Source organism: Litchfieldia sinesaloumensis, assembly GCF_900156865.1.
Taxonomy (GTDB): Bacteria; Bacillota; Bacilli; order Bacillales; family Bacillaceae_L; genus Ferdinandcohnia; species Ferdinandcohnia sinesaloumensis.
In genome coordinates this window covers 436,611-456,998 of record NZ_LT732529.1, presented here as the reverse complement: position 1 = coordinate 456,998, position 20,388 = coordinate 436,611, and the positions used below count along the sequence as shown (strand labels likewise).

Genomic DNA, 20,388 nt, shown 5'->3' with positions numbered 1-20,388 from the left:
CCTGTTGGGCCGGTTGGACCTGTCGGACCGGTTGGACCTGTTGGGCCGGTTGGACCTGTCGGACCTGTCGGACCTGTTGCACCTGTCGGACCTGTCGGACCTGTCGGACCTGTTGCACCTGTTGGACCTGTCGGACCTGTTGGACCTGTTGGGCCGGTTGGACCTGTCGGACCGGTTGGACCTGTTGGGCCTGTCGGACCTGTCGGACCTGTTGCACCTGTCGGACCTGTCGGACCTGTTGGACCTGTTGGACCTGTTGGACCTGTCGGACCTGTTGCACCTGTTGCACCTGCTACTCCAGTTGGTCCCGTCGGACCTGTCGGACCAGGTGGTCCTGTTGGACCTCGTTTACCTTTAGGACCCCTTGGACCACTTATACAGCATTTTGAACACATACAATCATCATCGTGATCATTATGAAATCTAATACCTGACAAGATATATTCACCTCTTTCAAATAGTTTCTATATACTCTATTGAAAAAGGTTCATGCTTGTATCGGCGTTCATCCATAAAGAGAAGTCTAAATCGAAAAATGTACGTATGCCTTACGAGAACTTTTATAATATTATGTAAAAAGGCATAAGTATAAACTTACGCCTAATTACTTTCAACCTGTTTCAAAGATGATAATTTCTGCTCTAACAATTTTTTATTATTGATAACACTCTCATCTTCAGGACGATATTTCCTTGCAATCTCATTATGAAGATAGGCTTTTTCATATTCTCCTAGGTAGTAGTAACAAACACAAAGATTTAGATGTGGTACCCAGGTCGTATACGCCTCATTAAAGAAACCCCAATTATCTTGTGGTCTCTCATAATTTATTGCTGTATCATACCAAAACTTGGAAGCTTTATAGTTTTTCTTACTTCTCAATAAATAACCTAATTTGCAGGAAATCTCAGGGCGTGGCACATCATATTCAAAGGATCTATAAAGAGCTTCTTTTTGCTTTTCCGTATTGCCTAATTTTCCATAGCAATCTGCTAATCTTCCACATGCAGCGATTTTATCCTCTACCCAACCAGCCTTCATATCTAAAAAGGTCAAGTAGTTTTCAATCGCTTTTTCAGTATGTCCGTTTTCATCCAGTTCATTTGCATAGTAATAGTAATCACGAGGACTAAATGTATCTCCTCGTTTTATTCTACTTTCATATATAGAAAGGTTTCTTCCTGTAGAATGGTGGACTCTTTTGTGTGACACACAAATATCAGTATCCAATATCTTTCCATCTACTTGTAAATACACATGACAATCCCCATACCATTGAAAATTTCTGCTTCTTTTGACTAATCGGTTTCTTCGAAAACTCAATGTTACATTTCCATACTTATCAAAGCCATAATTATAAATCATTGAAACTGAATCAACAGATGGATCTAAGTTTTTCTTTAATTCTAAGAATTTTTTCTGGTCCTCTTCAAAAAGTACATCATCTGCATCTAACCATAAAATATAATCCATAGTTGCATGACTAAAGGAATAGTTTCGTGCTGGTGCAAAATCGCCAACCCATTCAAAATCATAAATTTTGTCGGTAAATTCTCTTGCGATCTCCTTTGAACGATCTGTAGACCCTGTATCAACAATGATGATTTCATCGGCAATATCCTTGGCAGAATTTAGACAATTCCATAATGTTGCTTCCTCATTTTTTACAATCATACATAAACTAATTGTGATCAAATCTGGTACCTCCCAGCCTATTAATTCCATTTATCTGTTTTCATAACATAAATACGGGTATGATTTTGACAAATCAATACCCGTATAATTAAAACTAGTGACAGCCACAATCCTCATGATCACGATCATGAGAATCACATTTCACCTGGTATCGTGGAGTAACACAGATTTTTCCTGAGCAGAAATCGTCGTCTCCATTTGGAGGTGGAGCACTTCCAGCTACACTCGGGCACTCGACTTCAATTCTATTAAAGTTTGCAGCTGTAAATGTCATACAACTTCCTCCAGAAACAGTAAACGGTCCTGACGCAAGACTATTGTCCTTGTAGAACCTAACAAGAACATTACTCTCGCCATCACAGTTTACAGATACAAAACCTGAAGCGAATACATTTACGCCAGTAGTAACATAAACATTTTGCCTCTGACCTCGTGGAATACACCATTCACAGCAAAGTTTGTCTTTGACAAAATCACAGGATTCCTTTTTAAAATCCTTGTGTTTTTTTCCACAATCATTACAGTCTTTACAATCACAAGAATCATGAAAATTTCTCACTATTTGCACCTCCTGTTTAATTTAATCCATATATTTGTATTTCTACTATGTATGTTTTGAAACGGCATATTTACTATATTTTCAAATAAAAAGTGTTTATGAAATAAAGTTACATATAAAATCTTGATATTTACTACGGTTGGAGCTTTTGCCTAGTACAAATAATAGTCAGTAGCCATATACTAAAAAGACCATTCTGTACGAAAGGAGGTAGTACTACTTGCAGCTCGCAGAATTAAAAAGTGAACATAAACATTGTATCCGTACAAAAAAGGTATTCGATTGGGTAAATCGAGTTGTTCATATTAAGGAAAAAGAAGTTATTTCTTTTCCACAAAGAAAAGAAAAATTTAAAGATTGTATATGCTGTGATTTTAAAATTAAATGTAATTCAAACTCCCGAACACTTCTTTGGAAAGGATACGGGATTGATCATGTTACAGCAACAATTAAAATTAAGTTGACTTCCTCTTGTGGATGTAAATTAGACATTTTTGTTAATGGAGAAAAAATAAACTCCATTTGTGAAGGCCAATCCTTTTGTGGAACAATTGGGAAGGTTAAACACATCGAGATTCAATGTCATGGAAAAGAAAAGAAATCCGATATATGCTGCTGTGGAGAATTTGAAGTGAATATTCACTACACTCATGAAGAAGAACCTTGTCACATGGATATAAAAGACGCTATATGCTTCCTGTCTGATGAAAAAGGAAATCCTCTGGACCCATATGATCATCAGTCCATTAAATGTGAAGAACAAAACGAAGATTACCCTCGAGAAAATACTGAACTCACACTTCAAAATGGCAAAAAGGTTACTTTACAAAAAATCACCGTTTTGAAGTCAGGCTTTATCACTGTAAAATTCCTTAATTCGAAAAATAAAGTTTGCATGGTATGTACCTTCCCTTTTCTTGAATATGAAACATTTCACCTATGCGCACCAGACGGTACAAAACTTAAATGTAAAATTACTGATTTTGAATGTAAAGTAAAGATCATGCCGCAACTCGACAAGAAATCAAATTGTATAAAAGTCCAAATCTTCATTCAAATATGTCAAAGTATTCAGGTTATAGGAGACGTGAAGGTAAAAGTATTTGGAACTTTATGTAACCCTAGAGAGGATATAAAGGACACTACCATTTGTCCACCTCTCGAGATACCAAGAGATTGTCCATTAATTTCCAAGTAGAAATAGGAGTTTCCAGTAAAACTCCTATTTTTTATGGTTCTGAATAAGGTTTTGATATAAATTTACATATTTTTCTGTCATTTTGCCAATTGAAAACCGTTCATGGACGTAATCTCTTAATTCAGTAGGTGTAGGAAATATTAAATTTAGTGCCTTTTCCCTCATTTCTTCTACACTGTAACAAATCAACTCGGGGAAGCCTTTTAACACCTCAGAAACTGCACCATTTGCAAGAGCTAAAACAGGTGTACCACAAGCCATTGCTTCGATCATGACAAGTCCAAATGCTTCATCACAATTCGTTGGAAATAACATACATCTTGCATATTTGAGTAAATCTTGTTTTTCTTGGCCACCAACTGTTCCAAAGTATTCAATGTTTGAATTCGATAATATCCTTGATTCAAACTCCTTTTTGTATTCTTGTTGATTTGAGATTGGTCCAGCCATTTTTAATTTCAAATTCGCTCGTTCACATATGTCAAGGGCAAAATGAGTCCCTTTCTGTTTGCTAAGTCTACTAAAATATAAAAAATAATCCTCCTTTTTATCACTAAATTGATATTCTTCCAGTTTGATACCATTATGAATAAAATGACCTTCATTTTTACCCAGTTTATTAAGTAAATATTCGCTTACATAAACAGGATTTTTGACATCATTTTTTGAAGAAATATGAATAGAGCAAACGGTTGGTACTTCAATAATATTCTTTCCAACCGAAGAGTAATGTGTATGATCGTGAATAATATCCACATCTTCTGGAAGCTTAGCTTTCACTTGTTTAACAATTTCATTTGATTTCCATGTTCCTTGATGGCTATATGGAATTAGGTTGGCACTTGTTTTCGTGTCTTTTGGAGCAAATAAATAAACATCATGGCCAAGCTCACATAGTTCCTCGGTAAGTTCAAATACGATTTTTTCAATCCCCCCATATATAGATGGTAATGAATAAATATCAGGTGCCACTTGAACAATTTTTAATTGTTTAAGAGAATTATCTTTGAGTTTTTGTTGAAGTAACATTTTATTGTTTTTTAAATAGGAACTACTCGGTAAAAAGCTTAGTGCTATTTCATTATGATGATTTGCTTCTTCATATTCTGATAAACGATAGTAGCAAATGCAAAGTTGCGCATGTGGAAACCACGTACTATTTTTTTTCTCAATGTATTCCTCTGTATCAAGTTTTAGTGAAAGTTCAAACCAAAAAACAGCATCTTGATACCGTTTTTCTTGTTTAAAGCAAAGGCCGAGTAAGCAGCAAAAATCAACGGATGGTTTAGATGTTGTAAAGGTTCCAAGAATCAATTCCTTTGCCTGTTTAACTTTTCCTTGCTCAAGAAACCTGGTCACCGTTTCATATTCTGTTTTTAGAAGGTTTTTGTTATGCGGTTTGTTAAAGTTTTTGTTATTAAGATTAATAGGTGGTATTTTTTCTTTAACTATTTTGCGATAAAGGTCAACATAGGACTCTACCATTACTTCTTTTGAAAACGTATCTTCAACATATTTCCGCAGCACTTCTGGTCTTGGGAATGATTGTTTTTCAACCTTTTCTATCATTTCTAACGGTGTTTCGCAAATTAAATCCGTAAAGGGACCTAATACCTCAGGTACGGAACCATTATTTAAGGCAAGCACTGGAGTACCACATGCCATTGCTTCCACCATAACTAACCCAAAGGGCTCTCTCCACGTGATCGGGAATAACAGACAATTTGCATACTTTAAAAGCTTTTGCTTTTCTAATCCTCCTGTTTCCCCAACATACTTAATATTTTGATTACTTTTCATCCTTGGTTCTACTGCTTTTTTAAAATACTGACGGTCAAAGATTGGCCCCGCTATCCTTAGTTCCCTTTGTGTTCTATCGGCGATATCCAATGCATGATGAATGCCTTTTTTAGGGCTTACCTCACCTAAATATAATAGATAATCCTGTTTTTTATGGCAAAACTCATATTCTTTCATATCAATGCCATTGTAAATGCAATATCCAAGGTTGTCCCCAACGTCTATTAATGCCCTTTGACTGATATATACTGGAAATTGCGGAAAATTACTGTTATTGATATGAACCGTACTGATTGTTGGAGTCGGTAAGTTTAGTTGATCAATAATTGAAAAATGAGTATGATCGTGAATGATATCAATAGAAGATGGTAGGGTTTTTTGTACGAATTCAGCGATTTTTTGATTGTTTGGACCCTTATGTTCATATGGAATCAAAGTTGCACTGGTCTGGCTACCTTTTGGAGCGTATAAAAAAACTTCATGTCCCATTTTTACAAGGTCTTCAGTTAGACAATGTACAACTCGTTGGATTCCCCCATATTTTGGAGGAGGAACCGGGATTGTATCTGTAGAAATCTGTACAATTCGCATATCTTTATACTCCCTTTCTATAATTCAGTCACCCTATACCCCAGTGCTTCAGGATACCGGCTATCTGAGAAGAGGAATAAATCAGTATGAATCTCCTCTTTTTGGTAAAACTCTTGTAATCTCGCAAGACTATTCTGTTCAACTGAAAACAATGAATTATTTCCACCGTGTATGTGAATCGAGAAAGAGGATGATATCCAATCTAAAAACTCCTGTAAATTACAACCAGACTTTTTCATTGCTATACTTGCAAACTCTATACTTCCTATAACTTTATTGGCTGCACCTAATACACTTGTCATTCCTTTCATTACCTTTTCTTCATAGCCCTCAACGTCAATTTTAAAAAGGACTTTTTCAGTATTATATTTTCTTGAATCAAGTATGCTATCAACAGTGATGGATGGCACAGACTTTTGCTTATAATGATGTGCATTTCCATTAAGGATTGCAGAGGATGTACCAGTCCATGAAGGAGAAACATAAAATGCGTGCTGGTCATGTACTTCGTTCGAAGCTAGAGCAAAAAATGTTTGTATTTGACCACTATTCGGATGAGATAATTTAGATTCTTTTATAAAAGGCTCCAGGTCTTTATTTGCGTCAATCCCAATTATGGTTGTTGTTGGCCCATATTCAGTAGAAAATAGAATCTCTCCATAATTCATTCCGATATCAAGGATCAGCTCTGGTTTTAAATAATTTGCACTCCGTCTCCAAAACTCTGTTATTTCTGGTTGAGTTATTCCATTTGCGTTTCTTAGCCATTGTGCTCTTTGATCATTTTCGTTTACAAAAATTGCGTATGGTGTTGTTCCTATTTGCACTTTCTCCATAATTCCAACTCCTTAACAAGTTAAACCTCCCATCATATACTAAAACTGATGAGAGGTTTATTACTTACTGCTTACGTACCTTCTTACACCCACAGCCACCAGACTTTTTCTTAACAGGTTTGCTTTTATTAGAGGAAGAAAAAACCTTAACAGTGTCTGAAGGATGATTCTTTTTATTGTTATCCATGTTCATTCCTCCATAGATTAGGATAATGTTAGTATATGTCCAGACTGTAAATAATGTTTTCCACGTTCTACTTATTTTTTACTGTTTTCATGGATGAGGTTACTAAAGAACCAGCCACTTTCTATTTCCTTCGCTTCACTTTTCGTAGGACGCGCTCGGTGTATCTTATTAGTGTGCTGAACAGGATTTGATTTTTCTGCCTCTCGGATATTTGTAGACACAAATTGTTGCTTTAGCAGCTCATTTTCAGACTTTAATTGGTTGATTTGCTCCCTTAATTTTTGATTTTCAAGAAACAATTGATCCTTTTGCATTGATTTATATTTTGATAACTCTGCTTGTAGATGGATAATTTTTTGTTGTAAAATCACCGGATTACTCGTATTTCGATTCATTTTCATACCTCCTCATTTCTTAATCAATGTTTGATTCCTCATATCATATGAGGAAAATTCCGCTAATGTCACAGCACACATGACTAGCTTTTACATACTATACAGTAGCCCCTATACCCAAGGGTTATTACAACAAAAAGGAGGAACACACAAGTGGGTTATAAGCATAAAGATAGAGACACAGAACGAGTATGTATACTCACACGAAAAGTGTATGACTGGATTACTCGCCAGATAGATGTGAATCAATCATACACTGGAGATCTACCAGTTAAATTTAAATGCAACGGTTCTACAGAACGCACATTAGCAGATTTATGTACTGAACTAAGCGGATTTGACGGGTCTGTTAATTGTTTCTTAAGTGACGCACAAGGTAATCCGATTGATACTGGCTTCCAAGATGAGAATCAAGTGACTGTTACAGAAATCGGTCAACGCCAACCAGTTACTGTAACATTACCGAACGGTGATCAAGTGACGCTTCAAAGAGTGAAAACTCTAATAAGAGGCTTTATAACAGTAGAAATTCTTGATGACATGGATGATACTGTATGTATGACAAAAACTCCTATCCCATTCGTAACAACTCAAACATTCTTATTATGTGCTCCTGAAGGAACAGATTTGAACGTACATGTTTCATTAGCTGAATGCGATGCAACATTAATTTGTGAACCAGATATTCAACAACTTGATATCAACCTTACTCTTTGCCTAGAAGTTCAAACTGAAGCTGATGTTAAGCTTGAAATCGAAGCTAGACACTGCCAACCACGTGAAGAAATCCTAGAAGATATCGTATTATGTCCAACAGAAAAATTCCCTCCACAATGTCCAGAAGTTTTTCCTGCTCACTAAGCGGAACTGGTTAAGCTAGACTGTTGAAACATCAACAGTCTAGTTTATTTTTATGGTCACAAACACAAATTCTAGGTGCATTACATAACTTGTAATGGAGAGGAGGGATACATGTGAAACAAAGACAGCAGCCGGGACGCTCGGAAGACAGCATCCAATTAAAACAACGTATTATTCACTATCAATCTGAAATTGTATCCTACGAACATAAACTAAAAACTCTACAAGCAAACATCGAAAAAGAAAAACTGAGGAATCAATTTTTACAGGAGAAGTTATATACAATTGAGGATCAACAAATTGAGATATATCAAAAGGAAATACACAAATTAAAAGAAAAAATTATGCAGCTAGAAGTGGAACTTGAAGAGGAAAAGCAACGTTCGTTACAGCTTCAGCAAAAAGTTGTATCGAATAAACCGCTTGTAGAAGAGACTAAACAAAGTACACTTGAGACACGCCCTAGCATTCAGGCTCACTTTGCCTATTCAACCCTTTTACCCCAAACCGAAGATGATGATATAACTATAATCGGAGATTTTATTATTAAAAATATCGGGACAGAAGCCTTACATGACATTATTATTTGCTTCAAACTCTCTCCTAAAGATGCAGGCACACTTAGTGGAAAAATCGGTACAAAGAAATCCCGAGACCTTCTTGATTCCGAAATCGATTGGGTCTTTTTACATGAAAACTGGAAAGAGAAGATCAGGGAATATGGGGAGTATTGGATTAAATATGTAGATCCGAACCCGCTTGAACCAAATGAAACTGTTATCTTTCCACAATTCGATATTACCCTAACGAAAAACGAAGAAAGTCAATCTGTTGTTGTAGACGGGTTTGTATATAGCAAGGAGCTGCCAAAAGGAAGCTTCTCACTAAATAAGATTATTGTAAACTATTAGGTTGTTGTTCATTTTGTTCACTTGAATAAAGAATCATTTGAGTAGTTTTGGCCTCTGTTAAAAGCACTCTAAAACGATAAAGGAGATTTTGCTTTTTTAAATGGCGGAGTCCCCTTCATAGCCTTAATGAAGGGGACTTTACTTGGTTATGAGCACTGATTTCCTCTTCATAACCCTGATGAAGTGGAATTCATTCATTTTCTAGACGCGTTTTCTTTTTCATAACCCTGATGAAGTGGATTTCACTATTTTTCCAGACGCATTTTCCTCTTCAGTCACCGATTACAACCATTTATTTCCAACACAACTTTAAACCGGTCACACCCATCATGAAGACCAATATACTAGTTTAATAGACTTCAATACTCGTTCATCCCCCACAACGTAATTATTCATTTAAATAGTACTGGCCTCTATCTAAATAATCGATTGATTTTTTGTAGCCTAATAGAGTTACTAGATTTACATTTGAAACGAGTAATAAGTCAGTAATGATATATGGTTTTTTTAGGGTTCGTTTAAGAATAGGTAGTGTTAGAGGCTGTAAGTTGATTAATTTCTTTGTGGATTTTATAATAAATACCTTATAATGAGCTTTAACATAAGCTAGGAAGTTATCTATATTTGTACCATTTTCCTCTAGATAGATACTATTGAAGTCTACAATCCCCACAACTCCTTCACAGCTCTTAGAAAGCGTTTCCAGTGCTTTAAGTCCTTCTTCCTCGTTCCCTTGCAGATTCATCCTAAATAGCAGTTTCCTGCATTTCAACCCAGTTAAGTCTTGTTGACCTAAGGAGTATTTAAGCTCTATTTGCTTACTATTCATGTGTTCGTTCTTTGACTTAACTAAACAACAATCAAATTCTTTATTTGCTTCAATTCCTACTATCCTTGCATTCTCATGGTACTTTGTTGAAAACAAAACATCTCCATATCCACATCCTATATCTAAAACCAGATCTGGTGAAAATATGCTAGCAGCAGCTCTCCAGACATCCGTTACCTTTTGATGTAGAATGCCTCGATTAACTACCAATTGCCTACCTTTATCAGTTTGTTCTTCTACATAAATATATAAGTCAGAATCACCAATAGTTACTTTTGAAAACTCGGCCAAGATCAATCCCCCTTAAAAAAGGTTCTAAAAAAAAGACAGCGACGCGCACTGTCCTTTACGACGTAGAATGAAGAGGTCGATATCGTGATTTAATAAAATCACGGATTAATTTAGATAAAACCAGATCCCGGCGGCACACTAAATAGTCGACAACTCGCTTTTTATCATCTTCGGTAATACCCCAATCTTCGGGCGTGTATGCGACTATTTCATTTAATAAGTGGATTGGAATTGCTTGAATAATGGCCAACTGGTCATAGAAATCTTTTTCATCAGGGATGAAACTCGCGATAAGTTCATGTGTTGCACTTTTCATGAGCTTCCTACAATATGTGGATAAATTTGAACTATCCCATGCAAAAGACCCAAAAAGATCTGCATGATCGATAATATAGAGTTTGTGATTTCCATCTTCTGTTTCTTTAAACAGCACATTTTTCCTGGTTCGATCTAAGTTATATAACCAGTAATCCATGATAATTATTCCCGCAAGAGAATTTCGGTTAATGACATTGGGAGAAGTTAAATCGTGAGCATTTTGACAGCCGGGTATAAATTCGGTCGCAAACTGTGTATTCGTAACCTTTATTAATTCCCCATCAGTTAGTTCACTGTAGAAGGATTCCGGAATTTGCACAAATCTACTTGGAGGAACTGGAAGCTGTAAATAACGTGCTATTGCATAACCTATCCATTCGTTAAACAATAGTTTTTCTTGGCCTTCTTTTAAAAATTTGACAATATACTGTTTCCCATTATCGAAGGTAAAAAGATGTGCGTTATTGGATTTACCTTCAAATAATTGGTGATATTTAGTTGCTTGGATGCCCGTCACCCCCAGTCAATTCATGAAGTAATCTAACATAGCTTTCTGCACATTTTTCAATCGAGAAGTGTGAAACAACTCGTTTTCTCGCATTGGTTGCTAATGTTTGATAATATTCTGGAGCATCTACGATTTGGTAAATTTTTTTGGTTGCATCTCTTGCATTTTCTTCAATATATAGCAAGCCAGTCTTACCTTCTTCAACAATTTCTGGGATTGACGAGGTACCGGGAGCTACAACTGGTACACCACAAGCCATTGATTCGATAAAGGTATTTCCGAATGACTCTCCCTTCGTTGTAGCAATTGTACACCCACCCGATTGCCTAACCTTTGAGTACATATGGGGCATTTCCTGATAAGGAATAACTGGATACCACTTAACCATATCCGTTAACCCATGCTCGTTCCAATAAGTCTCAAATTCTTCTTTTTGTACGCTATTCTTTCCACCAATGATCCAAAATTCAATATCGTCTCGCTCACTTTTGACAAGATGGGCAATTTCCATTAAGAGCTTCCAGTTTTTCCGCCCATCCAATCTACCAATATAGGCAACGACCTTTTTGTCTTTTGGGATAATAGGATTTTTATTTAGGTGAGTCTCATCAGGAGGAAGTGGCTTAAAAAACTCCGTGTCAATCCCGTTGTAAATAACCTCGTAAGGTGCGTTTGAATCAATTAATATTGATGCGAGGCGCTTTTGATGATGGGAGGGTACAATAATTCGGTCAGGTTGGACCGCATCAAAATCTGGAAGATGTCGGGTTAGTTTAATAATCTCGGGCGTACGTGCCTCAATTAATAGTGGACCCTTGTAATTTGCCTTACGAACCCATTTATATCCTTTTTTCGTATCACAGATAATGATGACATCGTATTTATTTTTTTCAATGATGTTTACAATTTCATTTTTATCATTCGTTAAATAGACAGTCGCAACATCTTCCATGATATGCATGCCGCCAAGATCCTTTACGTACATGAAGTCCGTTTCAATCCCGTATTTTTTAAAATAGATGGCACGATTTCGCCACCCCGCATTCACACCACCAACAGTCAATAAACGCCATATCACTAATACCTTCAAGGTTAGCCTCCTTTCTGTTGTTATTCGTATATCTAGGAATACTATTTCTTTTTACGTTTCTTTTTAGATGAAGAAGTGAACACCCGCGGCTTCCTCTTACTATCCTTATCTGAGTATAGACTTCCATTTTTGTTCTTCTTGTTCTTTTTATCACCCCAGATATATTGGCGTTCAAGCTCTTTTGCGTTTGCCTTTACGTATTCAATATCTACCCCTTGAGCGGTAAGAGCTTTAATCCATTGTTCTTTGTGAACTTTTCGTACGAGATCCTCGATTTTCGAATCCCATTCGCTGTCTCCTGTTCGTAAAATCTTTTCTTCTTTTTTGAGTTTCTTTAGATTTACATCCTCTTGAGCAAAGTACTTTTCATGCAATGCTGTCGCATACTTTTCCATTTCGATATATTTCTGCCACTCTTCATAAAGTGCGGGAGCCATTTCTTTTACATGCTCTAAGAACATTTCTTGATATTGCTTTCCTAGGCTATTTAGTAGTTTTCGAGGATAAGGATAGACACGATTTCTCCATACAGTTGTACCTACATCCAAGACCTTTAGATTCCCGTCATCCTGAACAAAGATATGACGTTTATGATGGTCAATTCTTTCAAGGCCAATACGTTTATAGGTTGTTAATAGATCTATAAGCTTAGCAGAAAGGGTCTTTGTTAAAGGCTGGGATTGTAGATATTCACGCAAGTCAATCCCATAAACCATTTCCATGGCAATATATTTTGGACCACTGCAAAATATTTTTGGAAATAGATTTGTATGTTGACCGAGACTTAAGGCATAGTGCTCACGGGCACAAACATCTTCTTCACCATATATTTTTATACAAACATCTTCATTAACTTGGAATACGGCCCCATGTACACCTTTTCCAATCATTCTAAGTGATGTGTTATTATTTAGTACTGTCACTTCAGTATCTTCATGTGCTTGAACAGTAATTCCTTCTACATATTTTTCTATTTCCTTACAATCTACATTCACTTGTTTGTTCAATTCAATTTCACCTCACAACATTTTTACGATTTATTTACATATAAATGTAATTACAAATCTTTATTTGTAAAAGACTATCAATCTATAGTATTCCCGTGTTTTTTTCTTGTGTAGGACAGATTGATTAGAAAAACCAATTTTTCTATATTTTCTTTAATGAAAAAGACTGCTATTTAACTTGAAAGCAGCCTTTTTCATTAAAAATCTATGAACTTTCTTGTGGAGGGGATTCAGCTTTATCTTCAGGTTTAACTTCAGCGAGGACTTCAGTTGGTTGTTGGTCTTTGGTTTCCTCGGCGAAGGCTGCATTTTGTTCTTCTTCAGTTTGAGGATTAACATTTAATTGAACATGAACGGAAAGATTTCGTAACATTTTTTCTAATTCTTCTCTTACAATAGCCCGAATTTCATTATACTTTTTTGACTTGTCCTTCTCTTTTTCTTTATCTTTGTCCTTTTTTCCCATACTTATCACCTCCCAATCAGTACTATAAGTTATACGTTTGTGAAAGAAGTGGAAGTGTGTTTGTCCATTCTTGAGACAAAAAGGGCAAAAGAATTATTTAATAAGCAAAAAAACGAAAGTATCAATTGATACTTTCGTTTTTTTATCTGATATTAGGGCTATTTACTAGAATAGTTATTGCCTTCTTAATTGGTCGAAGATACTTTGAATATCGCTAATGTTTGCGTCAGGGCCAATTTTAATATCCAGGTCACTCATTTTTATATCCATACCCAAGACTTGAATAGAAACACCACCCGGTGCATTCACACTCAATAGGTTTTCTCTATTATGGCGTTCTTCGGCCTGATTTGAACCTTCTTGGTTTGAGCGATCTGATTGGAATTGTCTATCATTGTTTTTGGATGGTCCACTTTTCCCCATATTCTCACCTCTTTACTGTTCCTAATTCATACTATATGGAATAAGTCTATATTCTGTATGGACAGGAGTGTATTTTTGGGAAAATGTGTATTTTACCTACTAAACAAATATACTAATTTAATAGTTTTGTCACGCAGGTTTCGATAATCGCAGCAAGACCCGCAATAGCAAAGATAACAATAAGTGGTTCAGCCAAGGGCAGATAAAATTCGTATATAAGATACAGAAAAGCCGTCGACCAGATACCTGTGCACCAATAGCAACTTAACAGTACACCTATCCATCTTCTTAAACCAGTGCCTTTAAGCTGGATGTATTCCTCAACTGTTCCATCCGGGAGTTCCTCTTCAATTACCTCATGAAAGGGACTACGAATAAATTCAGTAATTTTATCAAATACCAAGAGCCTCGTTAGCCGAAAGCTAGCTAAGCAGAGTAAAATGAATTCAAATACAGACAAAGAAATTCCTCCTTTCCGGCGGAACTACAATAAATATTTTTCTTAATAATAAAATATGGCCATCACTTTATTTTCATGATGACCAATTTCACAGTTATGGTTTTGCAATACCTTGGTAATGAAATCCCAGATTCTCAAGTTCTTGTTTGTTTAACACGTTCCTTCCATCTAACACATAAGGCTGTTTGACTACTTCGAACACTTTTCCCCAATCAAATTGTGTATACTCTCCCCAGTCAGTTACTAATACGACTGCATCAGTATCTGAAACGGTTCCGATTACATCTGTACACTGCTCCACACGTTGGTCTGTGACTGTAACGATTGGGTCGTGTACCTTTAATGAACATCCCTTTTTAATCAGTTCATCAATTAATACCAAGCTCGGTGATTCTCTCGTGTCATCAGTACCTGGCTTAAAGGCTAAACCTAACACAGCAATCCTTTTCTTCTCCAATACCCCTAATGCGTTTTCCAATTTATTTATTAAATAAAACGGTTGCGACTTATTAATCGCTTCTACCTCTTCCAAGATAGATAAACGAATTCCTTGTTCTTTTGCGATTGAAATTAATGCACTTACATCTTTCGGAAAGCATGAACCACCGTATCCAATTCCTGCCTTTAGGAAATGAGGGCCAATTCGATGGTCTAGACCCATTCCTTTTGATACTTCATCGATATCTACTTCCAACGTGTCACATAGTCTAGCAAGTTGATTGATAAAAGAGATTTTTAATGCAAGAAAGGAATTGGAGGCGTATTTAATTAATTCCGCTGCCTGTGGAGTCGTTTCAATAAACGGTGCTGTTTCAGTGGAATATAAACTTCTCATCATCTCAAACGCTTTCTGACTAGAGCCACCAATCACTACCCGATCGGGATGAAGCGCATCATAAAGAGCTGATCCTTCCCTTAAAAATTCCGGGTTTGAAACAACGTCAAATGGAATATCCGCATTTACACTTTCAATAATTTCTTTAACTTTTGCCGCCGTTCCAACTGGTACGGTGCTTTTATTAATCACGACTTTGTATTGATTCATAAATGTACCAATCATTCTTGCCACAGAGTATACTGCACTCAGATCTGCACTACCATCTTCGTTTTTAGGTGTTCCAACACAAATAAAAATGATATCATTTTGTTCGATCGCTGCTTTGACATCAGTTGTAAATGAAATATTTTTCTTCCCAAGATGTTCTTTTAATAGTTCTGGTAAACCTTTCTCATAAAAATGAAGCCTTCCGTTTGACAAAGCCTCCACCTTTTTCTTATCAATATCAAGCCCCATCACCTTGTGGCCTCGTTCACATAAAACAAGGCCAGTGGTGGTTCCGACATATCCTGTGCCAATGACTAAGACATTCACTGTATTCCTCCTCCACCTTGTTGCTTTGTATACACCTTTTGCACGAGCTTTATATAGTCAGCTTCCTTTGCTATATCAAAGCGCTCACTGGCTACTTCTATTCCATAAGCCGGCTCAGATTGAAGCATAAGTTTAATTGCATCCGTCAACTGAACCTCAGAGCCAACACCTGGCTTTGTTTGCTCTAAACATGAAAAGATGTCTGGTTTCAATATATATCTCCCTGTTACAGCAAGGTTAGATGGTGGATTACTTTCCGGCTTTTCTACAATATCGGAAATTTTATAGATACGTTCCTTTTCCTTTTTTTCTACCTGAATAACTCCATAACTTTTTAAATGTTCTTCATCAACTTGTTGTAGAGCAATTACATTTTTATCATAATGGGTATACGCGTCTATTAATTCCTTTGTTGGATTTTTAATGGTAGATAGATAGATTTCATCCGGTAATAAAATAGCAAAGGGATCATTACCAATAAAGTCCTTTGCTAAAGAGACAGCATGCCCTAATCCCTTCGGATAGAATTGCCTCATATAATAAATTTTCACTTTAGGAAGCTCCAATGTATTGAGTAGATGTTGTTTATTTTGCTGTTCTAAAAATGCTTCTAATTCCAAGGATCTGTCATAATAATCGACAATTAAGTTTTTTGTACGTGAGACGATCATCAGGATTTGCTCTATACCTGCATTTACCGCCTCTTCGACGATATAATCGATAGCTGGGCGCCCTCCGATAGGGAGCATTTCTTTAGGAAGTACTTTGGTCATTGGTAAGCCTCTAGTTCCAAAACCAGCTGCAGGAATAATAGCCTTTTTAATCATTAGTTGTCTCCCCCCTTCTGTTATTATCCAATTTATTCACGAGTTGTCTTAGAGGAAGTTGTCCATCTTAGAAAGGGCGGGTAATTGAGGAAAACGCTTACTGTTTCTAAGTCGAATTTTTAGTGGTTTTAAAACTAAAAAAACCACGGGATTCCGTGGGTAAAAAAGTCTATGAAAAAAGGTTTAAAACTTTATTGTTGCTTCAATAGCATGATGAGTTTCCTCTAGATTACGAAGCCTTTCTTTTGCACGAACAAACTCCTTGTCTTCAACAAAGTCTGTTTTCTCCACCTCTTGTAACAGATATTTTGCATGTAACATCATATTTTGAGCCCTCTGAAATCGTTCTTGGTCAACATTCCCTTGTGACTCAATAACTGCTTTCAGTGCTTCATCAACAGAGTGTAAAAATTGGTCTAATTGCTCGTTCATTATCCGACCTCCAAAAAAATAGTGGTACAAGTCTACCCTCTTGAATACAATTCCTAAGACAAGTCTTTTCAAGAGGTGTAATTATAATGGGTATTCTTCTCAGTTATGTACTTTTAGGTCTCAGTCTTGCAGCACCAATTGGTCCTGTAAATGCAGCACAATTAGATAGAGGGATTAAATATGGATTTCTTCATGCCTGGCTTGTAGGTGTAGGTGCAGTCGTTGCTGACGGGGTGTATATGTTAGTCGTCTATTTAGGTCTTGTATCTTTTATAAATACCCCATTTATCCAGACTTTCCTATGGCTATTTGGCTGTTTCGTATTGCTTTACACAGGCATTGAGAGCCTATTCGGTGCCGGGAAAGTCAATCTACAAAAAGCCAGAAATCAAGAGCCAACCTATAAAGCATTTCTTTCTGGCTTTATCATGTCCATTACAAACCCGCTAACGATTCTATTTTGGCTTGGCATCTACGGCTCAGTATTAGCGAAAACAGCATCTACTTCAACCAATAGTGAGCTCATTATTTATAGTGCTGCCATATTTTGTGGATTGTTACTTTGGGATGTCACAATGGCCACTATTTCAAGTGGATTCCGAAAAATTTTAACATCTCGTTTGTTAGCACTCATATCAATTATTTCTGGTCTCTCACTGATTGGCTTTGGGATATACTTTGGTATTCAGGGTATAGCCCTATTGCTTAGTCATTAAGGCTTTTCAAGCTTTTCAAACAATGAACCCATACTCATGACATCTTTCTTTTTCCCACCTCTGTTTTTAAAGAAAGCAAAGATACCGATGATCAATACAAATCCTAGACTAATAAAGAAGCCTGGACGAATTTCTTTACTAAATAAAGTTCCACTAACCGCTAATAGAATAAATAATACACCAAGGTAGTATTTCATCTTCCCGACGAATCCAGGCTTTAATAGTCGGTTTGCAGACAATAGGATAAAGAGCCAATTGTATAAGAGCATTAGACCTGCTCCGGTTGTTATATATTCGTAAATGCTGTCAGGCATGAGCAATGAAAAAATAATTGATGCTAACAGTCCAGATGAGGTTAAAATAAATGCCGGTAAGGGTACTTTTAGTTTTCCTTTTTTTGAAAATACCTTTGGGGCATCACCATCTTCGGATAAGTTAACTAAAATACTGGTAACACCATAAAGTGCAGCAACCATGGTAGAGAAACCACCAATTATGAGTGCACCATTAAAAATATCAGCTACCAATGGGATATTGTAGTTATCTAAGGCAACAACAAATGTACTTTCTTCACCAGTAAAAACATTCCACGATACAAGCATTACAGCAAGTCCAATAGATCCTAAATAGATAATCGTCAGCAGTAAAAGCATGACCTTCCCAGCCTTAGGAGCATCGTTTTTGTCCTTAAGTTGAGTTGCCATTAACCCCATTACTTCAATTCCACCAAAGGCATAAAAGGCAAAAAGTAAAGCGGACCAAAGACCCAATATACCTTTAGGGAAATATTCAGTTGGTAATTGAGGGTCGCGAGTTCCATCAATAGCACCTGTTACGGCTAAGGCTGCAATCACGATGAACATCAGGATTGCGGAGATTTTGATAAGCGCAAATACATTCTCTAATTTATTGATTCCACTCGTACCAATTAACAATACTGCTAGTCCTAACACACCATAGATAGCTGCAAAGACCCATAAAGGAATACCTGGGAACCAAAACTTTGTAAATATCGATAAGGCAGTCAATTGACTCCCCATGATTAGCATTTCTGCACTCCAATAAATCCAGCCTATGCTAAAGCCCGCCCATTTTCCAAATGCTTGTTTTGCATACGTACGAAACGCACCTTTTTCAGGCTTCTTCGCAGTTAGTTTAGCTAACCATCATATACAAAGTAGGTCACTATTGCAGCAATTACAAATAGAATCAGTACAGAAGGGCCCGCTGTGCGGATTGCAATACTGGACCCTAGAAAAAAACCTGTACCGATTGTACATCCTACCCCAAAAAGGGAAAGCTGCCACCACTTTATTTTTTTCTCTTTTTCCTTTGCCATATGTCTCTACCTCTTTACCTTTTGGAATAAAGAATCAGTTCGTACTCGTTTTGGCGGCTTAATGAAAAATAACACAAGAATGGTTGCAATTGCTGAAATCCCAGCAACCGAGAAAAACAATATATCATGTGAAATCTTCATTAAAATTGCAAAAACAGGTGGTCCAACAGCAACACCGATGAATCTGGCACTACTATAAATTGAAGTAATCGTGCCTCTTTCGTCTTTTTCTATTCCATTTGTGATGAGAGCATCCAAGCTTGGGAGCGCTACTCCAATTCCAATACCAGTAAACACTAGACCAACGAGAAAGACATATAAATTTTCCGTGTAACAGATTGCAAAAACAGCTGCCGTTGTGACTAAAAATCCGAAGAAAATAATCCACTTGATTTTATTTTTGTCATCGTCAAGTTTCTTTCCTGTAATAAAAGATGCTAGACATAGTGCACCAAGTGGTATAGCGAGGATTAACCCCTTAATAATCCCATCAATTCCATACTTGTCTTCTAAAATAGATGACAAGAAGAAGAGCATACCAAAGAGAATATACATACATATTGTGCCAACGATGAAAATACAAATCAACCAGCGCCCTTCTTCCTTAAGAGTTCGCATGACTTTCTTTAGAAAAAATGAAAAGCTAGATGTATCTACATCATTTTTTTTAGGTGCTTGGACCATAAATTGAATGAGAAGGATTGAAATTAAACAAAAAACAGGGAAAGCAAAAAAAGGCATATACCAAATCAAAGCTGCAAGTACTGCACCTAATATTGGACTTAGTACCTTTCCAAATGTATTCGAGGTTTCAATTAAGCCAAGTCCTGTATTCACATCCTTCTCAGTCTTACACATATCACCAACTAATGGTAAAACAATTGGGGAAGCACCAGCAGCCCCAACTCCCTGTAGAAGTCTCCCAACTAGAATTAACAAATATGGACTTTCAAATAGCCAGGAAGCTAGGCCAGCAATTAGTCCACCGATACCAGCAATAATTAAACTTGGGATAATTACCTTTTTCCTTCCAATTCGATCTGAAAGAAAGCCAGCAATCGGGATTAGGATAATAGCTACAATTGAATATATAGTAATAATTAAACTTGATTGAAATGGTGTGATACCGATTTCTTTTTCCATCATTGGTAAAACGGGAATTAGCATAGAATTTCCCAAGGTCATGACTAATGGGATAGATGCAAGTGAAAGCACGCCCCATTTCTCTTTTTTCTGCATTCTCCTATCTCCTTTGAGAATTCTAATAGTATCAAATG

General features: G+C 36.6%; 21 protein-coding genes and 2 pseudogenes. 5 read left to right on the top strand and 18 right to left on the bottom strand.

What is annotated here, in order from left to right:
* A pseudogene (locus tag CZ490_RS22590) lies at window positions 1–411 on the top strand (mucin 17-like protein); the annotation flags it as partial.
* A gap of 189 nt (window positions 412–600) precedes the next feature.
* On the opposite strand, the gene CZ490_RS02205 reads toward CZ490_RS22590, so the two are convergent.
* Window positions 601–1,695, bottom strand: a complete 1,095-nt coding sequence (locus CZ490_RS02205) for a glycosyltransferase (protein WP_077617351.1) — start codon at window positions 1,693–1,695, stop codon at window positions 601–603.
* 94 nt (window positions 1,696–1,789) lie between these two features.
* Window positions 1,790–2,254 (bottom strand): S-Ena type endospore appendage, encoded by a 465-nt coding sequence (locus tag CZ490_RS02200; RefSeq protein ID WP_084795404.1) that lies wholly within the window; start codon window positions 2,252–2,254, stop codon window positions 1,790–1,792.
* Between the two features lie 220 nt (window positions 2,255–2,474).
* Between CZ490_RS02200 and CZ490_RS02195 the strand changes: the two genes are divergently transcribed.
* Window positions 2,475–3,452, top strand: coding sequence for a BMQ_0737 family morphogenetic spore coat protein (locus CZ490_RS02195; protein WP_077617349.1), 978 nt, complete (start codon window positions 2,475–2,477; stop codon window positions 3,450–3,452).
* Window positions 3,453–3,476: 24 nt separating this feature from the next.
* Here the strand turns inward: CZ490_RS02195 and CZ490_RS02190 are convergent, their stop codons facing one another.
* The 4 genes from CZ490_RS02190 to CZ490_RS02180 all read right to left on the bottom strand — a co-directional run bounded on the left by CZ490_RS02190 (window position 3,477) and on the right by CZ490_RS02180 (window position 7,261).
* On the bottom strand, window positions 3,477–5,843 hold the full coding sequence (locus CZ490_RS02190; RefSeq protein ID WP_077617348.1) for a glycosyltransferase family 4 protein: 2,367 nt from the start codon (window positions 5,841–5,843) through the stop codon (window positions 3,477–3,479).
* A gap of 17 nt (window positions 5,844–5,860) precedes the next feature.
* Entirely contained in the window at window positions 5,861–6,679 is an 819-nt protein-coding gene (locus CZ490_RS02185; RefSeq protein WP_077617347.1) for an FkbM family methyltransferase, read from the bottom strand.
* A 64-nt stretch (window positions 6,680–6,743) separates the two neighbouring features.
* Window positions 6,744–6,866 (bottom strand): hypothetical protein, encoded by a 123-nt coding sequence (locus tag CZ490_RS22750; protein ID WP_268761976.1) that lies wholly within the window; start codon window positions 6,864–6,866, stop codon window positions 6,744–6,746.
* A gap of 71 nt (window positions 6,867–6,937) precedes the next feature.
* The gene (locus CZ490_RS02180) at window positions 6,938–7,261 is read right to left on the bottom strand and encodes a hypothetical protein (protein ID WP_077617346.1); all 324 of its coding nucleotides are present in this window, start codon (window positions 7,259–7,261) and stop codon (window positions 6,938–6,940) included.
* 153 nt (window positions 7,262–7,414) lie between these two features.
* Here CZ490_RS02180 and CZ490_RS02175 point away from each other — a divergent pair, with 153 nt between their 5' ends.
* Window positions 7,415–8,122, top strand: a complete 708-nt coding sequence (locus CZ490_RS02175; protein ID WP_077617345.1) for a BMQ_0737 family morphogenetic spore coat protein — start codon at window positions 7,415–7,417, stop codon at window positions 8,120–8,122.
* 113 nt (window positions 8,123–8,235) lie between these two features.
* Window positions 8,236–9,033, top strand: coding sequence for a hypothetical protein (locus tag CZ490_RS02170; protein ID WP_077617344.1), 798 nt, complete (start codon window positions 8,236–8,238; stop codon window positions 9,031–9,033).
* A 388-nt stretch (window positions 9,034–9,421) separates the two neighbouring features.
* Here CZ490_RS02170 and CZ490_RS02165 read toward each other — a convergent pair whose 3' ends face one another.
* The 10 genes from CZ490_RS02165 to CZ490_RS02120 all read right to left on the bottom strand — a co-directional run bounded on the left by CZ490_RS02165 (window position 9,422) and on the right by CZ490_RS02120 (window position 17,056).
* Window positions 9,422–10,153, bottom strand: coding sequence for a class I SAM-dependent methyltransferase (locus CZ490_RS02165; RefSeq protein ID WP_077617343.1), 732 nt, complete (start codon window positions 10,151–10,153; stop codon window positions 9,422–9,424).
* A 55-nt stretch (window positions 10,154–10,208) separates the two neighbouring features.
* Entirely contained in the window at window positions 10,209–10,988 is a 780-nt protein-coding gene (locus CZ490_RS02160) for a HipA family kinase (protein WP_077617342.1), read from the bottom strand.
* Window positions 10,966–12,069, bottom strand: a complete 1,104-nt coding sequence (locus CZ490_RS02155; protein ID WP_077617341.1) for a glycosyltransferase family 4 protein — start codon at window positions 12,067–12,069, stop codon at window positions 10,966–10,968. The genes CZ490_RS02160 and CZ490_RS02155 overlap by 23 nt, the downstream gene beginning before the upstream one ends.
* Before the next feature lie 41 nt (window positions 12,070–12,110).
* The gene (locus CZ490_RS02150; protein WP_234987153.1) at window positions 12,111–13,076 is read right to left on the bottom strand and encodes a serine/threonine-protein kinase; all 966 of its coding nucleotides are present in this window, start codon (window positions 13,074–13,076) and stop codon (window positions 12,111–12,113) included.
* Window positions 13,077–13,281: 205 nt separating this feature from the next.
* Entirely contained in the window at window positions 13,282–13,542 is a 261-nt protein-coding gene (locus tag CZ490_RS02145; RefSeq protein WP_077617340.1) for a hypothetical protein, read from the bottom strand.
* Between the two features lie 174 nt (window positions 13,543–13,716).
* The gene (locus CZ490_RS02140; protein ID WP_077617339.1) at window positions 13,717–13,965 is read right to left on the bottom strand and encodes a hypothetical protein; all 249 of its coding nucleotides are present in this window, start codon (window positions 13,963–13,965) and stop codon (window positions 13,717–13,719) included.
* 112 nt (window positions 13,966–14,077) lie between these two features.
* Entirely contained in the window at window positions 14,078–14,431 is a 354-nt protein-coding gene (locus CZ490_RS02135; RefSeq protein ID WP_077617338.1) for a DUF1360 domain-containing protein, read from the bottom strand.
* 88 nt (window positions 14,432–14,519) lie between these two features.
* Complete coding sequence (locus CZ490_RS02130) at window positions 14,520–15,797, bottom strand: UDP-glucose dehydrogenase family protein (protein ID WP_077617337.1); 1,278 nt, start codon at window positions 15,795–15,797, stop codon at window positions 14,520–14,522.
* Window positions 15,794–16,624 (bottom strand): UTP--glucose-1-phosphate uridylyltransferase, encoded by an 831-nt coding sequence (locus CZ490_RS02125; RefSeq protein WP_077617336.1) that lies wholly within the window; start codon window positions 16,622–16,624, stop codon window positions 15,794–15,796. The genes CZ490_RS02130 and CZ490_RS02125 overlap by 4 nt, the downstream gene beginning before the upstream one ends.
* Before the next feature lie 183 nt (window positions 16,625–16,807).
* A complete protein-coding gene (locus CZ490_RS02120) occupies window positions 16,808–17,056 on the bottom strand; it encodes a hypothetical protein (RefSeq protein ID WP_077617335.1) in 249 nt (82 codons plus the stop codon).
* Between the two features lie 86 nt (window positions 17,057–17,142).
* Here CZ490_RS02120 and CZ490_RS02115 point away from each other — a divergent pair, with 86 nt between their 5' ends.
* On the top strand, window positions 17,143–17,772 hold the full coding sequence (locus CZ490_RS02115) for a LysE family transporter (protein WP_077617334.1): 630 nt from the start codon (window positions 17,143–17,145) through the stop codon (window positions 17,770–17,772).
* Here CZ490_RS02115 and CZ490_RS02110 read toward each other — a convergent pair.
* Window positions 17,769–19,111: pseudogene (locus tag CZ490_RS02110) on the bottom strand (amino acid permease). The gene CZ490_RS02115 and the pseudogene CZ490_RS02110 sit on opposite strands and share 4 nt — an antisense overlap.
* A 6-nt stretch (window positions 19,112–19,117) precedes the next feature.
* Entirely contained in the window at window positions 19,118–20,350 is a 1,233-nt protein-coding gene (locus tag CZ490_RS02105) for a bacillibactin exporter BcbE (RefSeq protein ID WP_077617333.1), read from the bottom strand.
* Window positions 20,351–20,388 lie beyond the last annotated feature (38 nt).

Excerpts from the sequence above, each read along its gene's own strand:
- CZ490_RS02190 (WP_077617348.1), bottom strand. The coding sequence starts at position 5,843 with ATGCGAATTGTACAGATTTCTACAGATACAATCCCGGTTCCTCCTCCA.
- CZ490_RS02185 (WP_077617347.1), bottom strand. The coding sequence starts at position 6,679 with ATGGAGAAAGTGCAAATAGGAACAACACCATACGCAATTTTTGTAAAC.
- CZ490_RS22750 (WP_268761976.1), bottom strand. The coding sequence starts at position 6,866 with ATGGATAACAATAAAAAGAATCATCCTTCAGACACTGTTAAGGTTTTT.
- CZ490_RS02180 (WP_077617346.1), bottom strand. The coding sequence starts at position 7,261 with ATGAATCGAAATACGAGTAATCCGGTGATTTTACAACAAAAAATTATC.
- CZ490_RS02145 (WP_077617340.1), bottom strand. The coding sequence starts at position 13,542 with ATGGGAAAAAAGGACAAAGATAAAGAAAAAGAGAAGGACAAGTCAAAA.
- CZ490_RS02140 (WP_077617339.1), bottom strand. The coding sequence starts at position 13,965 with ATGGGGAAAAGTGGACCATCCAAAAACAATGATAGACAATTCCAATCA.
- CZ490_RS02125 (WP_077617336.1), bottom strand. The coding sequence starts at position 16,624 with ATGATTAAAAAGGCTATTATTCCTGCAGCTGGTTTTGGAACTAGAGGC.
- CZ490_RS02120 (WP_077617335.1), bottom strand. The coding sequence starts at position 17,056 with ATGAACGAGCAATTAGACCAATTTTTACACTCTGTTGATGAAGCACTG.
- CZ490_RS02115 (WP_077617334.1), top strand. The coding sequence starts at position 17,143 with ATGGGTATTCTTCTCAGTTATGTACTTTTAGGTCTCAGTCTTGCAGCA.
- CZ490_RS02105 (WP_077617333.1), bottom strand. The coding sequence starts at position 20,350 with ATGCAGAAAAAAGAGAAATGGGGCGTGCTTTCACTTGCATCTATCCCA.